Here is an 18,409-nt window from a genome sequence, read left to right as displayed (position 1 = left end):
TGCCCGGACAGGGCAAGGCCGTCCATGCTGCCGGGCATGACAATGTCGGAAACAATCACATCAAAGGAAGGCTGTCGCTTGAGGACTTTCAGGGCCAGATCAGCATCCTCGACAGCTATAACGCTGTGCCCCGCATGTTCCAGCGCCCGGGACAGGAACGCCCTGACAGCACTGTCATCCTCCACCACCAGGATACGCCCCTGACGGCAACTTCCGGCCCGGGCCGGAACCTGCTCAAAATCCGCAGAAGGCTGCTCGTCTGGCATCGGAATCATCCACTGGATGGAAAACCCGGGAGAAACACCGCCTTTATGTAGCCGGACATTAGTTAATATAGTGTTAAGACCTGTGCGGAGGCAAAAGCCCCCGCACAGGGCAGTTCATTCAGCGTACATCCCGGCTGATGACGCCACAGGCGATACGGCTGCCCGTGCCGCCGGCCGGCTGTTTCTGATAGTCATCCTCTTTTTCGTGCAGGATCAGGGCCGTTCCCGTATCAGACAGGAAATCCACCGGTCCGTTGGTGAATTTCACATGGGAGGCCTTGATCTCCTGCTTCACACGGCCTTTTCTGTCCGCCGTAACGCTGGGCAGATCACCGATATGGGAATTGTCCACCCCCGGAAATCCGTGTTTCTGTCCAGACAGGCTGAGGTGCTCACCGGCTGACCGGAAATCCGGCGGTGTACACTCTCCCATTTCGTGGATATGCAGGCCGTGGACACCGGGCGGAACATTCTTCAGGTCCAGTTTCACCACAAGGCCTTCGGCTGTTTCTGTCAAGGTTGCTGACCCGACGTCCTTTCCGTCCTGGCCAACCATTCTGGCCACGGCTTTCTTTCCGGGCTGGAGGGATTTTTCCTGGCCAAACCAGGCTTTTCCCTGTCCATAGTGGGGCTTTTCACCAGCCACAGCAGGAAAAGCCGCCAGGAACACCAGAACAGCTGTTGCAAGCAACTCACGACGCATGAAAATCTCCTTTGTGTTTTTTATGGCCGGAACCGGCACAGGGAAGACTGGCACAGAAAATAACGGCTGAAAAGACGCCCTGTTCCCGGATCAGGGGGCGGGGGCCCGAAAAACCGGGACCACAGCCTGCCCTTGCGCAAAACGGCCTTTCAGATTCCGGGATTGAGGGCATGGCAGGGACACAAGACGCTCAAGGTTCTGGCGGTCATCCGCAGTGCCCAGCCAAAAGGTTGCGACAGGCAGAACCTTCTTCAGAAGCCCTTGCGTACTTTCTTTCCGTCTCCCCCTCACTGAACAGGCCTGTCCGGCAAATTCCACAAAAAGTTCCGGCGACGTCCTGCAGATCCGCCCCATGGCCTTGAGGAATGCTGCCAGCATGGGCGCGCACAGGGATTGCTCCTTTTCGTGTTTTTCCTTCGGGGTTTCAACTGTGACATGGAACAGGATATACTGGAAATCCTTCCTGCGGAAGGCCTCTTCAAAGGCCCCTGCTGCAAGGTCGATCATGAAGCGGCTGTGCAGCTCCCGGCTGGCCTGTATTTCCCCCGGTTCCGGCTGTTTTTCCTTCCGCCCGCACATTCTGGCAAAGTGCACATCCTGCCGCAGCCTGTCCTCACGCTCTTCGATCGCCTGAAAAAAAGCCCGGAACTCCCCCAGGCTGCCCGGCACGGACACCCAGTCCTCCGCCAGCTGCTCGGCCATGCTGCAATCCGCTTCCATGGCGTTGTAATGCTCCCAGTACATGACGCTGTGCCGCCACCATTGCCTTGCTATCCTGCCCTCGATCCACTCCCGCATTTCCGGATGATGTTCATGCAGGGCCGCCGCGAACTGCTTCAGGGGCGGCCATGCCTCCCACCCGATCAGCATGTCTGCACATTGTTGATATACGTAATGTCCCAGTTCATATTTTTTCCCGTCCAGGGAAAAAGCCTGCCCCCTGATGTCAAAAAAAGGCTTCTGGGCCCGCACGAACTGGCCCAGCTGTTCCTTTTTTCCATGAGCCAGCAGCCAGCACAGGCCATAGACCGTCCCTGTGTTGATCTGCCTGAATGTCTCAGGATACCACAGATCATCGCCGGTCTTTTTCCCGACCATGATCTGGAGATACAGATACAGGGATGCGGGATGCTTCCCGTAAAGTCTGCGCATTATGGAGGGATAGAAAAGCACCAGACCCATACTGCCCAGGGCCAGATTCCCCACTTCTTTCAGGGTTTCCCAGGCTTCACGGTTTTTCATATCCGGTACACGGTCAAGCCATGCCAGAATCCGGTCAGCCCCTTCCCGAGCCTCGGTCAGCGCGGCCCGGCTGATGGTCCATTGTGGCGTTTGTGGCTGGATGGTCATGATTTTACCTGTCAGGTTTGTGGCGCAGGTGCTGCCGGAGCTGCCACGGTCTGCCCCGCCCTCACAACCGGATCGGCCCTCTCCAGATCAACAAGCGCCCTGTGCCTGCCCAGCACCTCCAGGACAGCCTGCAGACGCCCCGGCCCCTCCGGCGCAGCAGCAATGTACGCCAGAGCCTCCTTCAGGCCTTCCGCAGAAGGACCGAGTTTCGGACGTTCCACCCGCGCCCTCCCCACCTGTTCCAGACACCACGCCGCCAGATCCGGCCCCCCGCCATCCAGACCGTTCACGGTATACGGCATCACCTCCAGCGCTGTCCGGGCCACAGCCTTCTTCTGGTCTTCCGTGAGAGATCCGGCCAGCCCGGTCTCCACCACAAACATCAGGTCAGGCCATGGCTCCTGCTTTCTCTCCTGCCACGCCGCACGCTGGACCTCCAGCTCCCGGCGCAGCGCTTCCCTGTCGGCCCAGTCAACATGCCCCAGTCCCAGAATGCTGCGCAGCACTGCGGTCAGGGCGGTGATGCGGGCTGTGGCCTTTTCCGGATCCAATCCGCTGAATCCCACGGGCTTCAGGGTTGCGCCGGTTATGGGGGTGGGGGTGGTTTCTTCTGGAGCAGCGTCTTTTGCCGCTGCGGGAGTGGGTGATGAAGCGCTTGTGAGGGGTTGGCGGGAAAGACCCGGCCGCTGTTTCAGGAAAGTATGTAATTTTTCCAGGACCGCCAGTTCTGCGAGCTGCTGTTTGTCGCGCAGCCGGGATTGCAGCGCTTCCCATTCAGCAGTATGGGCCCTGTCTGCATGCTCAAGAACTGCCCGGATCCCAGGGAAATCATCCAGGGGATCCCTGCTGGCCCAGTCAAGGGCCTTCCGATACCACCGGACCACTCTCAGCAACATGATGACAGCGTCTGAAAACGCCTCCCAGAGATCGCGGGTGGGGATATATTTTCCATCTGCAGAATCACGCAGTATCACAAATTTTCCGGAACTTATCTCCCAAAGTCCGTCATCATTGATCCTGAACCATTCTTCTGCCGGGAACGTCATGTCTGTCTCCTCCCCCTCGGGGGAAACCAGACTCCAGCGCATGTCCTTTCCATACGGGGAGGCGGTTTTCAGCCTCTTCATCCACAATCTGGCAAAATCAGTGGTATTTTGTCTTGTTTCTCCCAGCTCCTGCAAAACATTCCCGAGTATTTCCGCTGTATCCTTCACCAGAAAGCGGCTGGCTATCAGCATAAAGAACAGCTCTTCGGGATACTCTGGCAAAGCCCTGTAAAGCAGTTCAAAGGAGCTGGCAAAATCAAGGCTTTTTCTCTCAACGGCTTTCAGGACAAGGGCATGGGAACGCCCAAGGTTCATGAGCATATCTTCCTGTTCGTCCGACAGCTTTTTCCAGTCAGAAAGGCCTGATGTTCTCCCGGAAAGCATGAACAGGAGACGGAAAGTCTTTTCCATGATCCGGAAAAGGCCCCATGATGGAGCTGTCTGTCCATCAGAAACGGACTTTATGATTTGTTCTCCATGGTCATATCTTTCCTCCGGGGAAAACTTCTGGTATCCATGCCATACTTCTGTGCGCCCACCTGAAGTATTGAGCAGCCAGACACTCTGGGCCGCTTTGAATATTTTGCCCCGTCTGTCCGGTTTTACAGTCTGGCCCAGAGCTGAAATTCCCTCCTCCCGGGTCGATCCCGAAAATTTTTCCAGAGAAGCAACAAAAGGGGCAAGATCACCGTTTGTAGAACTGACCCAGGTCATGATCATAAACCATGTCCCGTTATGGAGAGGCCGACCCTCTTTCAGAAGAGTGGAAAGATTCCGGCCAAAAACCTGAAAAGCTGTTTCGGTAATTGGCCTGATCTCTTTCTGTTCGCCTGTGTCCATGATTCCCCTGTCCTGATGCAGTCTGAATGCAGATCCGGCAGGGTAAAAGCCCGTTTTACTTGCAGCAAGCAGGCCTTTTTGCCTTTGTCCTGGCATTTTTACCCCCAAAGTGCTAGAAAAACGGCCGGTTCTTCCTGTGCCAAAAGCGAGTATCTGCCGTGACCACTGAAACCCTGACGCCCCCCTCCTCCTCCGCCATTACGCCGATCAGCATCGAGGAGGAAATGCGCAAGTCCTATCTGGACTATGCCATGAGCGTGATCGTCAGCCGCGCCCTGCCCGATGTGCGCGACGGCCTCAAGCCCGTGCACCGGCGCATCCTGTACGCCATGAAGGAAGGCGGGTACGACTCCACAAAGGCCTATAAAAAATCGGCCCGTATCGTTGGGGACGTGATGGGTAAATACCATCCCCACGGCGATTCTGCGATCTATGACGCCATGGTCCGCATGGCCCAGGATTTTTCCATGCGCCTGCCCCTGATCGACGGGCAGGGCAATTTCGGCTCCATGGACGGCGATCCGGCCGCCGCCATGCGGTATACTGAGGCGCGCCTGAACAAGGCGGCCGAATCCCTGCTGGACGACATCGACCGCGACACGGTGGATTTCCACCCCAACTATGACGAGTCAGTGGAGGAACCCGACGTCCTGCCTGCCCGCTTCCCCAACCTGCTGGTCAACGGCGGTGGCGGCATCGCCGTGGGCATGGCCACCAACATTCCGCCCCACAATCTGGGCGAGGTGATTGCAGCCTGTTGCGCCCTGATCGACAATCCGGATGCAACATTGGACGAGCTGATCCAGCTGGTACCCGCACCTGACTTTCCCACGGGTGGCGTCATCCTGGGCCGCAGCGGGGCTCGCAGCGCGCTGGAAACGGGCCGTGGCTCGGTCGTCATGCGCGGCAAGGCGGAGATCGAGGAAATCCGCAAGGACCGCGAGGCTGTCGTGATTACCGAGGTGCCCTACCAGGTCAACAAGGCCCGCATGATCGAGCAGATCGCCGAGGCGGTGCAGAACAAGGTGATCGAGGGCATTTCTGACCTGCGCGATGAATCCGACCGCGACGGCGTGCGCGTGGTGGTAGAGCTGAAGCGTGAGGCGGTGGGCGAAGTGGTCCTGAACCAGCTGTACAAGCACACGGACCTGCAGACCAGCTTTGGCGTGAACACGCTGGCCCTGAACGGCGGCCGGCCCGAGATGATGAATCTGAAGACCATCCTTCAGGCCTTCATCAAATTCCGGGAAGAAGTCATCACCCGCCGCACCGAGTTTGAGCTGGGCAAGGCCCGCGAACGGGCACACGTGCTCGCCGGCCTCGCTGTGGCCGTGGCCAATATCGACGAGATGATCGCCCTGATCCGCAAGGCCGCCGACCCTAATGTGGCCCGCGAGCAACTGTGCGCAAAGGCCTGGGCGGTGAAGGACGTGGGGCCGCTGATCGCCCTGATCGACGAGCCGGGCCGCACGGTGGCCGCTGATGGCACTTACCGCCTGTCAGAAATCCAGGCCCGCGCGATCCTGGATCTGCGCCTGCACCGCCTCACCGGGCTGGAGCGGGACAAGATCGGCGGCGAGCTGAAAGAAGTCACCGACAATATCCGCGAATTCCTGTCCATTCTCTCTGACCGGCCCAAACGCATGGCTCTCCTGCGCGGTGAGCTGGTCCAGGTGGGCGAGCAGTTCGGCACACCCCGCCGCACCCGCATCGACGACGCGGACGGCGACGTGGACATCGAGGACCTGATCCAGCGCGAGGACATGGTCGTGACGGTCACCCAGACTGGCTATATCAAGCGCGTGCCCCTGTCCGCCTATCGCGCCCAGGCCCGTGGCGGCAAGGGCCGCAGCGGCATGACCATGAAGGACGAGGACTCCATCATCGACCTGTTCGTGGCCAGCACCCACGCGCCGGTCCTGTTCTTCTCGACCCGCGGCATCGCCTATGTCAAAAAGGTATACCAGCTGCCCCTGGGTAATGCCCAGAGCAAGGGCAAGGCCATGGTGAACCTGCTGCCCCTGCAGGAGGGGGAAAAGATCGCGACCATGCTGTGCCTGCCCGAGGATGAAAGCACCTGGGGCAACCTGCACGCCGTGTTCGCCACGTCAAAGGGCAACGTGCGCCGCAACCGCCTGTCGGACTTCACCAGCATCCGCGCCAACGGCCTGATCGCCATGAAATTCGAGGAAGCGGATGAAAGCCTGATCGCCGTGAAAACCTGCACGGAACAGGACAACATCCTGCTGTGCACCCACCAGGGCAAGGCCATCCGGTTCGAGGTGGCGGACGTGCGCGTGTTCAGCGGCCGCACCTCCACGGGGGTGCGCGGGATAAAGCTGGGCAAGGATGACGAGGTCATCTCCATGTCCATCCTGCGCCATGTGGACGCCACGGCCGAGGAACGCGCCGCCTACCTGCGCCAGGCCGCCGCCCTGCGCCGCACGGAAGGAGAGACTGAAGACGCTGCTTCGGCCGATGAAGGCGAAGAATCCGGTGTCACTGCCATCACCCTGTCGCCTGAGCGTTTCCGGCAGCTGGCCGCACAGGAGGAATTCCTCCTCACCGTGTCCGAGCGCGGCTTTGGCAAGCGCTCCTCCGCCTATGACTATCGCATCACGGGCCGCGGCGGTTCAGGCCTGTGGGCCATGAACATGAGCGAGCGCAACGGCGCCATGGTCGCCGCATTCCCCGTGGATGAAAAGCACCAGATCATGCTGGTCACCGACGCGGGCCAGATGATCCGCATGCCAGTGCACGACATCCGCATCGCCCGCCGCAGCACCCAGGGCGTCACCCTCTTCCGCATCGAGAAGAAAGAAAAAGTCGTCTCCGTCGCGATGGTGGAGGGTGAAGATGAGGCAGAAGCAGCAGAAGGTAGGGTTGAATAAGGGGTTGGCGGATGGAGGGTTGTCATTCCGACCGAAGTGCTGCACAGCAGCACGCAGTCGAGGAATCTCCCTGAGATCCCTCGACTTCAGGCCATGATGCGGCCTTGCGCTCGGGATGACAAGGAGGATTGATGCAATCTGGTGAGATCCAGCCTGTCGACCTGTCAAAAGCGGATCTGTCCATAAATCATCCGGAGAAGGAAAAATGATGGTTTCTTTCATGGGATTGTCCTGAAAAGCTTATTTTCAAAGCATAGAAACAGCCCCGCCCGGAAGTCGAGTCAGAATTTACTTTCATACCTGATTTGCATACAAGACTGCCATGAACCAGAACGCCATGACCTTTGACCAGTTCGCCGCGCATACGCAGGCGCTGGCGGAGCAGATCCATACCTCCGGCTTTCGGCCTGCCATGATCATCGCCATTGCGCGCGGTGGATGGGGATCCCGGCGCGGCTGCTGTCCACATACCTTGACGTGAAAAAACTGGCCAGCATTGGCCTGACGTACGCAGACCGCGGCACGGACGCAGCTGGAGACATATTCCCTGCCCTCGCCCCTGCCCGCTGCCGGCACCAGCGTCCTGCTGGTGGAAGACTGTCTGGAATCCGGCAAAAGCCTGGACTTCGCCCGCAACCTGCTGATCGGCCACGCTATCACTGTCCGCACCGCCGCCGTGTTCGTACTGAAAGACGCCATTGCGCCGGATTACGCGGTCGAAACCCTGGCCACCGTTCCTCGCTTCCCGTGGGAATAATATATCTCAGGTCCTGTTAATGTCGGGGTTCGGCTCTTCTTAGAAGTTCAGCCCAGGCAGTCTCTGCCCGGGCTTCCTGCGCCGCCTCCAGATCCCGGGAGTGGTAAATGACAGCCCCCCAGACAGCTCCCAGCGCCCGCAGGTTCCCTGCCTTCAGGGCCTCATCAACAACCCGCTTCAGGTTCGCACGGAGAGAGGCTCTTTCTTTTCCTGACCCGGGGGTTTTTGATAAATCACAGAAAGCGGTCAGGATGGAGTTCACCTGCTGCAGGGTATCTTCCGGAACCGGCTGTGCCGGGGGCATCTTTCCATTGAATTTCTGCAGGGCCAGCAGCATTTTTTCATATGTTTGCCGATTTTCAGGGTCAAATGGATCCAGATGCGCTGTCATCAGTCCGATGTCTCCAAGTGTGCCATTTTCCAGAACAAAGGTACAAAGCGATTCCGTCTGTTCCGGAAGGGCGTCACGCACAAAAGGATTCTGGGTCAGCAGGCAGTAAAGGCGGGCTGTAAAAAGTGCTGCAGCTTCTCCTGTACGAATATGGCTGAAGGCCAGTCCCGCAGCCTCGGCAACAATCGGGGAAAAATAATCAGCTTTGCCTCTATTTTTCTGAAATTCAACTGCCCACTCCAGTTCAGGGGAAAAAACACCGGGTAATTGTTCTCTCGCAATAAAAAAGGCCAGGCACGCAAGAAAGTGGGCTTTCATGGCTGCCACCACAGAATCACGTCTGTCCCGGTCATCCTGAACCAGGGCGCTGAGCGGCAGCAGAATACCCTGCCTGTCAGGTGTGTCTTCGTCAGATTCTCCCGGAAGGAAAAAGGCCTCTGCCGTGGCCAGGAAGATGACATCTGCAGGAGGAACAGCCCCTTCTCCCGCTTCAAGAAAGGCGACAATCTGTTTGTAGGCTGACAGATATTTATCGTCGGGCATGAAAACACCTCTATCCAGGGCCGTGTTTCATTGTCTTACCACGGGCTGGTGAAAGTATAATCAATCTGAAATCAGGAACCGTCACCCCGGCGAAAGCCGGTATCCATTCTCTGGCATGGAAACAGCATGAATGGACCCCGGTCTTCACCGGGGTGACGGGCAGGGAGGTGGATTACGCCGCGCCCTTCGCCAGTTTCTGTTCCCGGGCGGTGCGGAGTTTTCTGAAGTCATCCCCGGCGTGGTAGGACGAGCGTGTGAGGGGGGAGCTGGCGGCCACAAGGAATCCCTTGCCGTACGCCATGGTTTTATAGCTCTCGAACTCGTCCGGCGTGACGAAGCGGTCCACAGCGGCATGCTTGGGCGTAGGCTGAAGGTACTGACCAATGGTCAGGAAATCCACATCTGCGGCCCGCATGTCGTCCATGACCTGCAGCACCTCATCCCGGCTTTCGCCCAGGCCCACCATCAGGCCCGACTTGGTAAAGATGGACGGGTCGATCTTCTTGACCCGGGCCAGAAGTTCCAGAGAGGTAAAATACCGGGCGCCCGGGCGGATGGACGGGTACAGACGCGGCACAGTCTCCAGGTTGTGGTTGAACACATCGGGACGGGCCTGCGCCACCACCTCGATGGCGCCGTCCTTGCGCATGAAGTCCGGTGTCAGGATCTCGATGGTCGTGCCGGGTGATGCATGGCGGATGGCACGGATCGTGCGGGCAAAATGCTCGGCCCCGCCGTCGGGCAGGTCGTCACGGTCCACCGAGGTGATCACCACATGCTCCAGCCCCAGCTTTCCCACCGCCTGGGCCACCTTGGCCGGCTCGTACTCATCCAGCTGGTCCGGTTTGCCTGTGGCCACGTTGCAGAAGGAACAGGCCCGCGTGCACACGGCCCCCAGGATCATGAACGTGGCATGCTTTTTCTTCCAGCATTCACCGATGTTGGGACACGCCGCTTCTTCACACACCGTGGACAGCTTCAGGCCGCGCATCAGGTCGCGCGTTTCCTCATATTCCTTCGAATTGGGCGCCTTGACCCGGATCCAGTCCGGCTTTTGCAGCTGCACAGGCTTGTCCGGCCTGTGGGCCTTTTCAGGGTGGCGGGGGCGAGCCACTTATACCTGCCCGGCCAGCAGGCCCGCGACCAGCGCGGCGATCAGAAGCAGCGTCACTGTCGGAACAGCCACCTTGCGCAGGCTGTACAGGAACGGGGCCCTGTTGTCGTTGGCCCGGCGGCGGCGCAGGGCCATACAGACCCGCAGCGCCTCAAGCCCCCCGGCGGGAGCAGTGTTGCGGAAAGGGCCAGGGCCGGCGGGGATCCAGCGGGTTGTTCTTGCGTTATTTCGTCTCACGTTTTTCCATCGATACATAGTCGCGGCGGACCGGCCCTGTGTACAGCTGCCGCGGGCGGCCGATCTTGTGCACAGGATCGTCGATCATCTCCTTCCACTGGGCCACCCAGCCGGCTGTCCGGGCCACAGCAAACAGGACCGTGAACAGGCTGGTGGGGAAACCCATGGCGTTGAGGATGATCCCTGAATAGAAGTCTACATTGGGGTACAGCTTTTTCTCAATAAAATAATCATCGCTCAGGGCAATGCGCTCCAGCTCCAGCGCGATATCCAGCAGCGGGTTGCGAACGCCCAGCTCGGCCAGCACCTCGTGGCAGGCCTCGCGCATCACCTTGGCCCGCGGGTCATAGTTCTTGTACACCCGGTGGCCAAAGCCCATGAGGCGGAAGCTGTCGTTTTTGTCCCGCGCCCTGCGGATAAACTCGGGAATGCGGTCCTTTGTCCCGATCTGCTTCAGCATTTTCAGGACTTCCTCGTTCGCCCCGCCGTGAGCCGGCCCCCACAGGGAGGCAATCCCGGCCGCGATGCAGGCAAAGGGATTGGCGCCGGAGGACCCCGCCAGGCGCACGGTAGAGGTGGAGGCGTTCTGCTCGTGGTCCGCATGCAGGATCAGGATCTTGTCCAGCGCCCGCGCCAGGACCGGCTTGACCTCGTATGGCTCGGTCGGCACGGCAAAGCACATGTGCAGGAAGTTTTCCGCATAGCCCAGGTCGTTGCGCGGATAGATGAACGGCTGGCCCACGGAATATTTATAGGCCATGGCGGCGATGGTGGGCATCTTGGCGATCAGCCGGTGGGTCGCGATTACCCGCTGCTGTGGATCCTCGATATCCGTGCTGTCGTGATAGAAGGCCGACAGGGCCCCCACGACGCCGCACATGATGGCCATGGGGTGCGCATCGCGCCGGAACCCGCGGTAGAAGGCGATCAGCTGCTCGTGCACCATGGTGTGATAGGTGATGGCCTTGCGGAATTCCTCTTTCCGCGCCGCCGTGGGAAGCTCCCCTTCCAGCAGCAGGTACGCCACCTCCATGAACGTGGACTTTTCGGCCAGCTGCTCGATGGGATAGCCGCGGTGCAGCAGCACCCCCTTTTCCCCGTCAATGAACGTGATGGCCGAGGAACAGCTGCCCGTGGACGTATAGCCCGGATCGTAGGTAAAGAGACCGGTGTCCGTGTACAGGCTGCGGATGTCGATCACGTCCGGACCCGTGGATCCGTGCAGGACAGGGAACGTGTGGCTTTTGCCCGTCCGGTTGTCGGTCAGGATCACAGTGGGCGCGCCGGGGGGGGGATTATTGCTGTTCATGGAAAGGCTTTTCGGCTGGAGTCGCTGGCTGGCGAGAGAATACCCTTCCCGCCGCACAAGTGCAATCGTCTGGAGGCCTGTATTTTTGCCCCGTGAAATCCTGTTTGTTTTCATACCGGCATAGTATTTTGATGGTACCTGATCAGCAATTTTTCGGGAGCGCGTCATGCAGGAAGAAGAGAAAAACTGCCTGAGGTTTTTTTTGAACGATCGGAATTCCGTTATTCTGGAGACCTGGTATCCGGTGGCCCGGGTCTCCCAGGAACCTGTTCTGGATCTGCATATTCCCCTTTCCGATTGTTTGCTTGAAGAGGTCCTGCACGCAGCATGTCTGATAGCCCGTGTATCTGGACGGGATGTACGTCTTCATCTGGAACACTCAGGCTTTTTGAGGTTTCTGAATAGCCCGCCGCTCATCATCAAACCGGACAACAATTTTCCCGAGGTGGTCAAAGCTGCTTTCCAGGATCCGGAAAAAAATCTGCCTGCGCCCCGCCCTCTGCCAGTTTTTCTGATAAATGACGCACGCATGATTACGATGCCGCTGGACCAGATGGACAGGGCCATGTTTGAGCGGGTCCTGGATCACCTGTCGCAGTCGCCTGTAACGCCAGCAACACCAAGGCCCCGCAGCAGTTGAGGACACCCCCTTGATCGGGTCCTGCTTTCCCCCTACATTCCCCCTGCCAGATGGCCGGATGGCCGCTGTTTGCGCCGCAAGGCGTGAATGGAGGAAAGTCCGGGCTCCAGCGAAACAGGATGCCGGGTAACGCCCGGCGGGGGCAACCCCAGAGACAGTGCCACAGAAAACAGACCGCCCTGCAAAGCCTCCGGGCGAAGCAGGGCAAGGGTGAAAAGGTGCGGCAAGAGCGCACCGCGCCTCTGGCAACAGGGGTGGCATGGCAAACCTCATCCGGAGCAAGACCGAATAGGGGCGGCTGCCCTGCGGCAACGCAAGGGACAGCGGGTTTCCACGCCGCCGCCCGGGTTGGTCGCGTGAGGCATCCGGCAACGGGTGTCCCAGAGGAATGGTCATCCATCGCAGCAATGCGGGGACAGAACCCGGCTTACAGGCCGTCTGGCTTTTTTCTTGCCCCTTCCCCCTCTCCCTGTTAGGGTCCCCTGCCTTTTTTCGGGGGAGAGAACAATGGCCGTTGCCATGACAGCTGTGAAGAACGATTACTGGGTCAGCGATATTACTTTGGCCGGCTGGGGCCGCAAGGAAATCGCCATCGCGGAAACGGAAATGCCTGGCCTGATGGCCCTGCGCGCAGAGTACGGCAAGAGCCAGCCCCTGAAAGGCGCCCACATCGTGGGCTGCCTGCACATGACCATCCAGACCGCCGTGCTGATCGAGACGCTGGTCCATCTGGGCGCAACGGTCCGCTGGTCGTCCTGCAACATCTTCTCGACCCAGGATCACGCCGCCGCTGCCATCGCGGCGGAGGATATTGCCGTGTTCGCCAAAAAGGGCATGACGGATGACGAATACTGGGAGTGCATCGAGCAGACCCTGCGTGGCCCCGACGGCTGGACGCCCAACATGATCCTGGACGACGGCGGCGACCTGACGCAGCTGATCCACAAGAAATATCCCGACATGCTCAGGGATATCCGCGGCGTGTCAGAGGAAACCACCACGGGCGTCCACCGCCTGTATGAAATGATGAAGGCCGGCACGCTGAAAATCCCTGCCATCAACGTGAACGACAGCGTCACCAAGTCCAAGTTCGACAACCTGTACGGCTGCCGCGAGAGCCTGGTGGACGGCATCAAGCGCGCCACCGACGTCATGATGGCGGGCAAGATCGCCATGGTCTGCGGCTATGGCGACGTGGGCAAGGGCTCGGCCGCTTCCCTGCGCAGCCAGGGCGCGCGGGTCATGATCTCGGAAATCGACCCCATCAATGCCCTCCAGGCCGCCATGGAAGGCTATCAGGTCGTCACCATGGAAGATGCGGCCCCCATCGCCGATATCTTCGTTACAGCCACGGGCAACAGCAAGGTCATCACCCTGGACCATATGCGCCAGATGAAGGACCGCGCCATCGTCTGCAACATCGGCCACTTCGATAACGAGATCGAGATCGATTCCCTCAAGAATCACAAGTGGGAAGAAGTAAAGCCCCAGGTGGATGAGGTGGTGTTCCCTGATGGCAAGCGCCTGATCGTCCTGGCCAAGGGACGCCTGGTCAATCTGGGCTGCGCCACCGGCCACCCCAGCTTTGTCATGTCCGCCAGCTTCACCAACCAGGTTCTGGCCCAGATCGAGCTGTGGCAGAACCACAGCAAGTATGAGAAGAAAGTCTACACGCTGCCCAAGCACCTGGACGAAAAGGTTGCAAGGCTCCACCTGGACAAGCTGGGCGTGAAACTGACGCGCCTGACGAAGGAACAGGCCGATTATATCGGCGTGGACACCGACGGGCCGTACAAGACCGAGTGGTACAGGTACTGATCCGGAAGCCAGTAATCCCCTCTCCCGGCTTGTTCCGCCGAAGCTGCGCAGCAGCGAAGGGGGACGGGCGAGGAGTTTTTACCTCTCCCTCTGAGGGAGAGGTCATGCCCCTCAGGGCGTGGCAGCGCCGGGCGAAGGATCCGATGGTATCAAAAACCCCAGTCGCGTGGCAGCCACACACACCGCTCTTTCCATATCCTGGTCGGTCCACGGTTTTTTCATGACATCCAGCATTTCGGGACAGACAGGAGCATTGTGCAGAAATTCCACCAGGGCCCTTGCCGTATAATGGTCTCTGAGAAACGCCACAAAATCAGGATTCGCCCCCAGATCCGCCGGTACAAGCAGGGCGGTTGCAATATATAACCGGTCATTGATGCGCCATCCCTGGACCGTCAGGGGGCCGTCCAGATTTTCCGCCACATGATCCAGAAATGCACCGTAGGAGGAAAGCTGGATTCCCCGCCTCTCCAGATCAGCTTTCATGGCTTCACCCGTGATCCGGTATATGGCTTTGTTCACAGTCCGAACGTGCGTTTCCAGATCGTGAAGACGCACAAGCTTTCCCTGTTCCAGAACAGGGAAACGCCAGGAATGAACATCATCATCCCGTCCTTCTGCAGTTTCAGGCTCACAGACCAGCCCTGTAATATCCTGAAGCAACTGGCTTTTCGCTGAACCCGTCATACATCCCTCCGCATTCCAGGACTGACAGGATTATAGCCACGTTTTCTGAAGCCATAACAATTCATACAAGGTATAAAGTCCTTTTTCTATTGTTAAAAGGCCTGTTTTCCTCTATTTATGATGAAGTGCTTTCGGGACGGCGCGGTGGGCTTGCCACGCCGCAGCAAAGCGAAGGGGAGTTCGTTCACATCGTGGATACAGACAGAAAAACACAGGACGCCTTGTGGCGGCAGGTTCACACCCTGACCGGACCAGGCTGATGTTACAAAAAACACGAAATCTGTAACATCAAGGCTGAAAACCCGCAGCCGGAGCGGTTCAGAAAGGTTATAAACCCTGGACAGACAAAAAGTGTCGCGTTAAGGCCGGAATCCCAATGCCCGTGCCGGAAACAGACGCGACACATATGATGCGTCAGTGTTGTGTAACAGTGTGGCGCGGGATTCCGGATAAGGGCAGATGTTTATAAATGACAAGGAATGCTTACGCTTTCACGAAACAATCCACAGATCCCGTTCTTACGAAAACGCATCTTCCCATGAACCACGGGTCGCAGCCTTGGTATATTCTGTGGCACGGTTCTCGAAGAAGTTGGCGTGCTCGACGCCGTTGAGCATTTCATCCATCCAGGGCAGCGGGTTCTTCGGCACCTTGTACTTCGCCTCAAGACCCAGCTGGATCAGGCGGCGGTCGGCGATCCAGCGGATGTACTTCTTGATGTCTTCCGCGGTCAGGCCCTCGATGCTGCCCATCTCGAATGCCAGGTCGACGAAGGCATCCTCGTGATGGACGATGGTTTCACAGGCCGTCAGCAGGTCCTGTTTCAAGCGGTCGTTCCACACCTCCGGATTCTCGGCCACAAAGGTGCGGAACAGGCGGATGATGGACTGGGTATGCAGGGTCTCGTCCCGCACCGACCAGGTGACGATCTGGCCCATGCCCTTCATCTTGTTGAAGCGCGGGAAGTTCATGAGAATCGCAAACGATGCGAACAGCTGCAGGCCCTCGGTAAAGGCGCCGAACACCGCCAGGGTCATCGCGATATCCCGGGGCGTACTGACCCCGAACTGCTGCATGTAATCGTACTTGTCCTTCATCTCCTTGTAGCGCAGGAAGGCCGAGTATTCGGTTTCCGGCATGCCGATGGTGTCCAGCAGGTGGCTGTAGGCGGCAATATGGATGGTCTCCATGTTGGAAAAAGCGGCCAGCATCATCTGGATCTCGGTGGGCTGGAACACCCGGCTGTAGTGCCGCATGTAGCAGTTGTTCACCTCCACGTCCGCCTGGGTGAAAAAGCGGAAGATCTGGGTCAGCAGGTTACGCTCCCCGTCCGTCAGCTTCTTGCGCCAATCCTTGACGTCGTCGGCCAAGGGGACTTCCTCGGGCAACCAGTGGATCTGCTGCTGGGTCAGCCATGCCTCGTACGCCCAGGGGTACCGGAAGGGCTTGTAGACGGGATTGGGGGTCAGCAGCGGACAGGTGGTCACGGCCCTGCCATCAGCGAAGACAAGCCTGTCGGGGGAATTGTCGGTCTGCGGCTGACTGGCCATCAACATTACTCCGGGGGAAGAATTTTCAGACGATCGTGGAATCCACAGCGGGACAGTAGGGCAAGAAGATCATCCAGTGCAAGCGCGACGCATCCGGCCGTGGGTGTGCGGTCCGGGCGGACCAGATGCATGAAGATGGCGCTGCCCGCACCGGGGACTATGGGATCATCGTTATGGCCCAGGACCACGATGACGTCATAGACATGGTCCTCCCGCCACAGCGACTCGTGCGATGCGGAAAAAGGCAGCCGGACAGGCTGGTTATACAGGGGGTGGGCTGGGTCATCGCACCAGCTATCCTCCGGCTTCAGGGCCTGGACCGGAAGCCCCTGTGTGACAGGGGGTGGCAGGCGGTCCGGCCGGTACAGGACGCGGCGTAGCGGGAACAGGCCCACCGGCGTGGCACCGTCCCCTTCCCTCTTGTCCATGCGCACGCCCGACCGGCCCAGGACGCAGGACGTCTGTCCACCGGGCCATAGAATCACCCCTTCGGACCTGACGACAATATCCATATCGCTACTCCATGGTCCTGATGCGTTTCTCCAGCTCGGCCAGACAGGCGGCGCGGTCCGGGCGGAAATCCTGGCTCTCCCACCAGGATTCGACCTGCTGCAGCAGGGCCCCGATTCGGGGTCCCGGAGAAAGGCCCAGATCCAGCACGTCCCGACCCTGCAGGGGAAAATCCGGGATCTCCATGGCCCCGATTTCAGAGGCCCGGGCGGCCACCTCTTCTACCCCGCTTCCGCTTCTGGCCGCCTGGACCAGCAGACAGTCCAGCGCCGTTTCCCGTCCTATGCGCCGGACCAGACGGCGCAGGGCTCCGGTCTCCATATGCAGCAGGCCGGGATGGGGCGTCAGCATGGCGGTCAGGCATGTTCTCTCATGCACGGACAGGCGCAGTCTCTCCGCCACCGCGGGGGCCGCTCCGTCCGGCAGCAGAGTCGCCAGCCGCCGCAGCGGATCGACCATCCCCTCATCCAGCAGGGCCATGTGGCGCAGGGCCTCCACCGCCGTGGCCGCGGGAATCAGGTACGCCACGATCCCGTGCTCCAGCATGAGGGCCCAGGCCGCCGCCGGGTCGGGCGCCGCCAACAACTTCAGGGTCTCGGTCCGGACCCGCTCCCCTGACAGGGAGGGCAGGCGGCTGGCCATGGTGACACAGGCAGCCAGACCTTCCGGGTCAGGGACTCCGCGGCCATACCAGGCATGAAACCGGAAAAAGCGCAGCAGGCGCAGGACGTCCTCAGTCAGCCGCTGCAGGGGATCGCCGATGAACCGCACGCGCCCAGCCCGGGCATCCGCCACACCGCCGAACGGGTCGTGGACCACTCCCTCCGCCGTGCAGGTCAGGGCGTTCATGGTAAAATCGCGGCGTGAAGCATCCACGGTCCAGTCATCGGTGAACCGGACCTTCGCACGCCGGCCGTCGGTCTCCACATCCTGGCGCAGGGTGGTGATCTCGAAGGGCTGGTGGTCCACCACGGCTGTCACGGTCCCGTGGTCCAGCCCTGTGGGAACAACCCGGATCCCGGCCTTCTCCAGCAGAGCCATAACCCTGTGGGGCTGTACGGGGGTCGCCAGATCCACATCTCCCACCGGACGGCCCAGAACGGCATCGCGGACGCAGCCTCCCACAAAGCGGGCTTCGTCACCCTCCCGGGTCAGGGCCACCATCACCCGCCGCGCTGCGGGCGATGTCATCCAGGGTTGTGGCTGAAGAACCAGAGTTTCACTCATATGGCGACTATAGACCTTGAAAGGAGACTGAAAAAGCACTCTAATATCCTCATGAATGAACAGGATCAAAAACAGGCGCGCCAGGCCGATGTGGCCCTGATGCTGGGCGAAAACGGCGATCTGGGACTGGCCTATGAAAGCGGCAGCCTGGCGGCCGAGCCCATCTGCGCGGTCTGGCGTCCCGACCAGGGCCAGCTGTCCATCGTCCTGGCGTCGGGCGACACGGTATCCATGGCCGAACCGGTCAGGGAAGAATTCACCGACGCCCTCCAGAAATCCCGCCGCCTCCTCCTTATGGAAATGGGCGGAGGTGAAGTCGTGGCAGGATATGGCGTTCCCCTGATCTGCAAGTCCGCCGCACCCGCTCTGCGCAGGGATACAGCCTGAAGCTTTTTTCCGGATCTTCCGGATATCTGCTGACCCGACAGAATTACAACCCTCGATTGCTTTTCACGCTCTTTTATATATGTATGATATACCATGAACGGTTTGGTGATAATTGTATGGTAGTCTTGTCATAGGCCATGCAC

Annotated in this window: 18 protein-coding genes and 1 other RNA gene; 7 read left to right on the top strand and 12 right to left on the bottom strand. The window is 59.5% G+C overall.

Annotated elements, in window-relative coordinates:
- The 4 genes from M3O22_03685 to M3O22_03670 form a co-directional block, all read right to left on the bottom strand.
- The coding region (locus M3O22_03685; GenBank protein MDP9195860.1) for a response regulator at positions 1 to 266 on the bottom strand (266 nt) is incomplete at its 3' end.
- 118 nt (positions 267 to 384) lie between these two features.
- Positions 385 to 969, bottom strand: a complete 585-nt coding sequence (locus tag M3O22_03680; GenBank protein ID MDP9195859.1) for a superoxide dismutase family protein — start codon at positions 967 to 969, stop codon at positions 385 to 387.
- Between the two features lie 90 nt (positions 970 to 1,059).
- The gene (locus M3O22_03675; protein ID MDP9195858.1) at positions 1,060 to 2,319 is read right to left on the bottom strand and encodes a hypothetical protein; all 1,260 of its coding nucleotides are present in this window, start codon (positions 2,317 to 2,319) and stop codon (positions 1,060 to 1,062) included.
- An 11-nt stretch (positions 2,320 to 2,330) separates the two neighbouring features.
- Positions 2,331 to 4,205, bottom strand: coding sequence for a hypothetical protein (locus M3O22_03670; protein ID MDP9195857.1), 1,875 nt, complete (start codon positions 4,203 to 4,205; stop codon positions 2,331 to 2,333).
- A 224-nt stretch (positions 4,206 to 4,429) separates the two neighbouring features.
- Here M3O22_03670 and gyrA point away from each other — a divergent pair, with 224 nt between their 5' ends.
- The 3 genes from gyrA (at position 4,430) to M3O22_03655 (ending at position 7,853) form a co-directional block, all read left to right on the top strand.
- Positions 4,430 to 7,096 (top strand): DNA gyrase subunit A, encoded by a 2,667-nt coding sequence (gene gyrA, locus M3O22_03665; GenBank protein MDP9195856.1) that lies wholly within the window; start codon positions 4,430 to 4,432, stop codon positions 7,094 to 7,096.
- Between the two features lie 322 nt (positions 7,097 to 7,418).
- Positions 7,419 to 7,577: a hypothetical protein gene (locus tag M3O22_03660; GenBank protein ID MDP9195855.1), complete on the top strand. Its 159-nt coding sequence runs from the start codon at positions 7,419 to 7,421 to the stop codon at positions 7,575 to 7,577.
- A gap of 108 nt (positions 7,578 to 7,685) precedes the next feature.
- Complete coding sequence (locus M3O22_03655; protein MDP9195854.1) at positions 7,686 to 7,853, top strand: hypothetical protein; 168 nt, start codon at positions 7,686 to 7,688, stop codon at positions 7,851 to 7,853.
- 16 nt (positions 7,854 to 7,869) lie between these two features.
- Here the strand turns inward: M3O22_03655 and M3O22_03650 are convergent, their stop codons facing one another.
- From M3O22_03650 to M3O22_03635, 4 genes are all read right to left on the bottom strand, one after another.
- Entirely contained in the window at positions 7,870 to 8,787 is a 918-nt protein-coding gene (locus M3O22_03650; protein MDP9195853.1) for a hypothetical protein, read from the bottom strand.
- Positions 8,788 to 8,959: 172 nt separating this feature from the next.
- Positions 8,960 to 9,901: a lipoyl synthase gene (lipA, locus tag M3O22_03645; protein MDP9195852.1), complete on the bottom strand. Its 942-nt coding sequence runs from the start codon at positions 9,899 to 9,901 to the stop codon at positions 8,960 to 8,962.
- Positions 9,902 to 10,138 carry a hypothetical protein gene (locus M3O22_03640; GenBank protein ID MDP9195851.1) on the bottom strand — a complete coding sequence of 79 codons (237 nt, stop codon included), beginning with the start codon at positions 10,136 to 10,138 and terminating at the stop codon, positions 9,902 to 9,904.
- A complete protein-coding gene (locus tag M3O22_03635; GenBank protein ID MDP9195850.1) occupies positions 10,125 to 11,447 on the bottom strand; it encodes a citrate synthase in 1,323 nt (440 codons plus the stop codon). Before M3O22_03635 ends, M3O22_03640 begins: the two co-directional genes overlap by 14 nt.
- Before the next feature lie 388 nt (positions 11,448 to 11,835).
- On the opposite strand from M3O22_03635, the gene M3O22_03630 reads away from it, so the two are divergent.
- The 3 genes from M3O22_03630 to ahcY all read left to right on the top strand — a co-directional run bounded on the left by M3O22_03630 (position 11,836) and on the right by ahcY (position 13,905).
- Positions 11,836 to 12,087, top strand: coding sequence for a hypothetical protein (locus M3O22_03630; GenBank protein MDP9195849.1), 252 nt, complete (start codon positions 11,836 to 11,838; stop codon positions 12,085 to 12,087).
- Positions 12,088 to 12,133: 46 nt separating this feature from the next.
- Positions 12,134 to 12,533, top strand: an RNA gene (gene rnpB / locus M3O22_03625) — RNase P RNA component class A.
- 61 nt (positions 12,534 to 12,594) lie between these two features.
- Positions 12,595 to 13,905: an adenosylhomocysteinase gene (ahcY, locus tag M3O22_03620; protein MDP9195848.1), complete on the top strand. Its 1,311-nt coding sequence runs from the start codon at positions 12,595 to 12,597 to the stop codon at positions 13,903 to 13,905.
- 111 nt (positions 13,906 to 14,016) lie between these two features.
- Here the strand turns inward: ahcY and M3O22_03615 are convergent, their stop codons facing one another.
- The 4 genes from M3O22_03615 to M3O22_03600 all read right to left on the bottom strand — a co-directional run bounded on the left by M3O22_03615 (position 14,017) and on the right by M3O22_03600 (position 17,879).
- Complete coding sequence (locus M3O22_03615) at positions 14,017 to 14,592, bottom strand: hypothetical protein (GenBank protein MDP9195847.1); 576 nt, start codon at positions 14,590 to 14,592, stop codon at positions 14,017 to 14,019.
- A gap of 518 nt (positions 14,593 to 15,110) precedes the next feature.
- Positions 15,111 to 16,142 (bottom strand): ribonucleotide-diphosphate reductase subunit beta, encoded by a 1,032-nt coding sequence (locus tag M3O22_03610; GenBank protein ID MDP9195846.1) that lies wholly within the window; start codon positions 16,140 to 16,142, stop codon positions 15,111 to 15,113.
- 5 nt (positions 16,143 to 16,147) lie between these two features.
- Positions 16,148 to 16,654, bottom strand: coding sequence for a L,D-transpeptidase family protein (locus M3O22_03605; protein MDP9195845.1), 507 nt, complete (start codon positions 16,652 to 16,654; stop codon positions 16,148 to 16,150).
- A gap of 4 nt (positions 16,655 to 16,658) precedes the next feature.
- Complete coding sequence (locus M3O22_03600) at positions 16,659 to 17,879, bottom strand: CCA tRNA nucleotidyltransferase (GenBank protein MDP9195844.1); 1,221 nt, start codon at positions 17,877 to 17,879, stop codon at positions 16,659 to 16,661.
- Here M3O22_03600 and M3O22_03595 point away from each other — a divergent pair, their 5' ends adjacent.
- Positions 17,880 to 18,266 (top strand): hypothetical protein, encoded by a 387-nt coding sequence (locus M3O22_03595; GenBank protein MDP9195843.1) that lies wholly within the window; start codon positions 17,880 to 17,882, stop codon positions 18,264 to 18,266.
- Positions 18,267 to 18,409: the final 143 nt, after the last annotated feature.

This window comes from Pseudomonadota bacterium (assembly GCA_030775045.1).
Taxonomy (GTDB): Bacteria; Pseudomonadota; Alphaproteobacteria; order JALYJY01; family JALYJY01; genus JALYJY01.
The sequence above is the reverse complement of the archived record's forward strand: the minus strand, read 5'-3'. Positions and strand labels throughout refer to the sequence as shown.

Coding starts and splice junctions, on each gene's coding strand:
- M3O22_03680 (MDP9195859.1), bottom strand. CDS start 969: ATGCGTCGTGAGTTGCTTGCAACAGCTGTTCTGGTGTTCCTGGCGGCT.
- M3O22_03675 (MDP9195858.1), bottom strand. CDS start 2,319: ATGACCATCCAGCCACAAACGCCACAATGGACCATCAGCCGGGCCGCG.
- M3O22_03670 (MDP9195857.1), bottom strand. CDS start 4,205: ATGGACACAGGCGAACAGAAAGAGATCAGGCCAATTACCGAAACAGCT.
- gyrA (MDP9195856.1), top strand. CDS start 4,430: ATGCGCAAGTCCTATCTGGACTATGCCATGAGCGTGATCGTCAGCCGC.
- M3O22_03660 (MDP9195855.1), top strand. CDS start 7,419: ATGAACCAGAACGCCATGACCTTTGACCAGTTCGCCGCGCATACGCAG.
- M3O22_03650 (MDP9195853.1), bottom strand. CDS start 8,787: ATGCCCGACGATAAATATCTGTCAGCCTACAAACAGATTGTCGCCTTT.
- M3O22_03635 (MDP9195850.1), bottom strand. CDS start 11,447: ATGAACAGCAATAATCCCCCCCCCGGCGCGCCCACTGTGATCCTGACC.
- ahcY (MDP9195848.1), top strand. CDS start 12,595: ATGGCCGTTGCCATGACAGCTGTGAAGAACGATTACTGGGTCAGCGAT.
- M3O22_03615 (MDP9195847.1), bottom strand. CDS start 14,592: ATGACGGGTTCAGCGAAAAGCCAGTTGCTTCAGGATATTACAGGGCTG.
- M3O22_03610 (MDP9195846.1), bottom strand. CDS start 16,142: ATGGCCAGTCAGCCGCAGACCGACAATTCCCCCGACAGGCTTGTCTTC.
- M3O22_03605 (MDP9195845.1), bottom strand. CDS start 16,654: ATGGATATTGTCGTCAGGTCCGAAGGGGTGATTCTATGGCCCGGTGGA.
- M3O22_03600 (MDP9195844.1), bottom strand. CDS start 17,879: ATGAGTGAAACTCTGGTTCTTCAGCCACAACCCTGGATGACATCGCCC.
- M3O22_03595 (MDP9195843.1), top strand. CDS start 17,880: ATGGCGACTATAGACCTTGAAAGGAGACTGAAAAAGCACTCTAATATC.